Here is a 3,008-nt window from a genome sequence, read left to right on the forward strand (position 1 = left end):
GAAGTAAAAAAAGGTAAGCTACTAAGAGCAAACGGTGGATGCCTTGGCTAGTAGAGGCGATGAAGGACGTGCCAGGCTGCGATAAGTCTCGGGGAGCCGTCAAGGGGCTTTGATCCGGGAATTTCCGAATGGGGCAACCCAGTTAATAGTAATATTAACTACCTACGGGGGCGAACGAAGGGAACTGAAACATCTAAGTACCTTCAGGAAAAGAAATCAAAAGAGATTACGCTAGTAGCGGCGAGCGAACGCGTAAGAGGGCAAACCACTAGCTTGCTAGTGGGGTTGTAGGACTGCAATAAAGACTAAAAGCAGATAGCAGAATAAACTGGAAAGTTTAATCATAGAGGGTGATAATCCCGTATGCGAAATCTCCTTTTTACTTAGCAGTATCCTGAGTAGGGCGGGACACGTGAAATCCTGTCTGAAGCTGGGTAGACCACTATCCAACCCTAAATACTACTACTAGACCGATAGTGCACAAGTACCGTGAGGGAAAGGTGAAAAGAACTGAGGTGATCAGAGTGAAATAGAACCTGAAACCGTTTGCTTACAATCATTCAGAGCCCTATGATTTATCAGGGTGATGGACTGCCTTTTGCATAATGAGCCTGCGAGTTGTGGTATCTGGCGAGGTTAAGGAAACCCGGAGCCGTAGCGAAAGCGAGTCTTAATAGGGCGATTAGTCAGATGCTGCAGACCCGAAACGATGTGATCTATCCATGGGCAGGTTGAAGCCGGTGTAAGAACCGGTGGAGGACCCAACCGACGGCTGTTGAAAAAGCTCCGGATGACCTGTGGATAGGGGTGAAAGGCCAATCAAACATCGTGATAGCTGGTTCTCTCCGAAATATATTGAGGTATAGCGTTGTGTCGTAATTATAAGGGGTAGAGCACTGAATGGGCTAGGGCATACACCAATGTACCAAACCCTATCAAACTCCGAATACTTATAATGTAATCACAGCAGTCAGGCGGCGAGTGATAAAATCCGTCGTCGAGAGGGGAACAACCCAGATTAACAGCTAAGGTCCCTAAATCTTATTTAAGTGGAAAACGATGTGGAGTTACTGAAACAACCAGGAGGTTGGCTTAGAAGCAGCCATCCTTTAAAGATAGCGTAATAGCTCACTGGTCTAGTGATTCTGCGCGGAAAATATAACGGGGCTAAAATAAGTACCGAAGCTTTAAATTTACACTTTTGTGTAAGTGGTAGGAGAGCGTTCTATTCAGCGTCGAAGCCATACCGGCAAGGAGTGGTGGAGCGGATAGAAGTGAGCATGCAGGCATGAGTAGCGATAAAATATGTGAGAATCATATTCGCCGTAAACCCAAGGTTTCCTACGCGATGCTCGTCATCGTAGGGTTAGTCGGGTCCTAAGCAAAGTCCGAAAGGGGTATGCGATGGAAAATCGGTTAATATTCCGATACCAATATTAGTGTGCGATGGAAGGACGCTTAAAGTTAGGGGAGCCAGCTGATGGAAGTGCTGGTCTAAGTGTGTAGGTTGAGTTATAGGCAAATCCGTAACTCTTTATCCGAGACATTAAAGGCTCTTGACGCTCTTCGGAGTAGATTGAGAATCCTTGATACTATCGAGCCAAGAAAAGTTTCTAAGTTTAGCTAATATTGCCCGTACCGTAAACCGACACAGGTGGGTGGGATGAGTATTCTAAGGCGCGTGGAAGAACTCTCTTTAAGGAACTCTGCAAAATAGCACCGTATCTTCGGTATAAGGTGTGCCTAACTTTGTTAAGGATTTACTCCGTAAGCAAAGAAGGTTACAACAAAGAGTCCCTCCCGACTGTTTACCATAAACACAGCACTCTGCTAACTCGTAAGAGGATGTATAGGGTGTGACGCCTGCCCGGTGCTCGAAGGTTAATTGATGATGTCAGCTTTTGCGAAGCATCTGATCGAAGCCCGAGTAAACGGCGGCCGTAACTATAACGGTCCTAAGGTAGCGAAATTCCTTGTCGGTTAAATACCGACCTGCATGAATGGCGTAACGAGATGGGAGCTGTCTCAAAGAGGGATCCAGTGAAATTGTAGTGGAGGTGAAAATTCCTCCTACCCGCGGCAAGACGGAAAGACCCCGTGGACCTTTACTATAGCTTGACACTGCTGCTTGGATAAAGATGCGCAGGATAGGTGGGAGGCTTTGATCCATATACTCCGGTGTATGGTGAGCCATTGTTGAGATACCACTCTTCTTTATTTGGGTAGCTAACTAGCCTAAGTTATCCTTAGGTAGGACAATGTCTGGTGGGTAGTTTGACTGGGGCGGTCGCCTCCCAAAATGTAACGGAGGCTTACAAAGGTTGGCTCAAAGCGGTTGGAAATCGCTTGTAGAGTATAAAGGCATAAGCCAGCTTAACTGCGAGACACACAAGTCAAGCAGAGACGAAAGTCGGTCTTAGTGATCCGGTGGTTCTGTGTGGAAGGGCCATCGCTCAAAGGATAAAAGGTACCCCGGGGATAACAGGCTGATCTCCCCCAAGAGCTCACATCGACGGGGAGGTTTGGCACCTCGATGTCGGCTCATCGCATCCTGGGGCTGGAGCAGGTCCCAAGGGTATGGCTGTTCGCCATTTAAAGCGGTACGCGAGCTGGGTTCAGAACGTCGTGAGACAGTTCGGTCCCTATCTGCCGTGGGCGTAAGAAGATTGAGGAGAGTTGACTCTAGTACGAGAGGACCGAGTCGAACTGGCCACTGGTGTATGGGTTGTTCTGCCAAGAGCATCGCCCAGTAGCTAAGCCGGGATGTGATAAGAGCTGAAAGCATCTAAGCTCGAAGCCAACTCCAAGATGAATCTTCTTTTAAGAGCTCAGAAAGACTATCTGTTTGATAGGCCGGATGTGTAAGTGATGAAAGTCATTTAGCTGACCGGTACTAATAGCTCGTTTGCTTATCTTTTTAAGCATTACTTCCTTGTTAAAGGTATTAGAAATCCTTTAACAGTAATGGTAAAAGATTTTATTAAGCTTGATGACTTTTGCAGTGTTAA

Annotated in this window: 1 rRNA gene; it reads left to right on the forward strand. The window is 46.8% G+C overall.

Annotated features, from left to right (window positions below):
* The first annotated feature begins 11 nt into the window (after window positions 1-11).
* Window positions 12-2,917: ribosomal RNA gene (locus OFO01_RS08875) — 23S ribosomal RNA — on the forward strand.
* Window positions 2,918-3,008: the final 91 nt, after the last annotated feature.

The sequence above is a fragment of the Campylobacter sp. JMF_01 NE2 genome, from assembly GCF_027737365.1.
Taxonomy (GTDB): domain Bacteria; phylum Campylobacterota; class Campylobacteria; order Campylobacterales; family Campylobacteraceae; genus Campylobacter_B.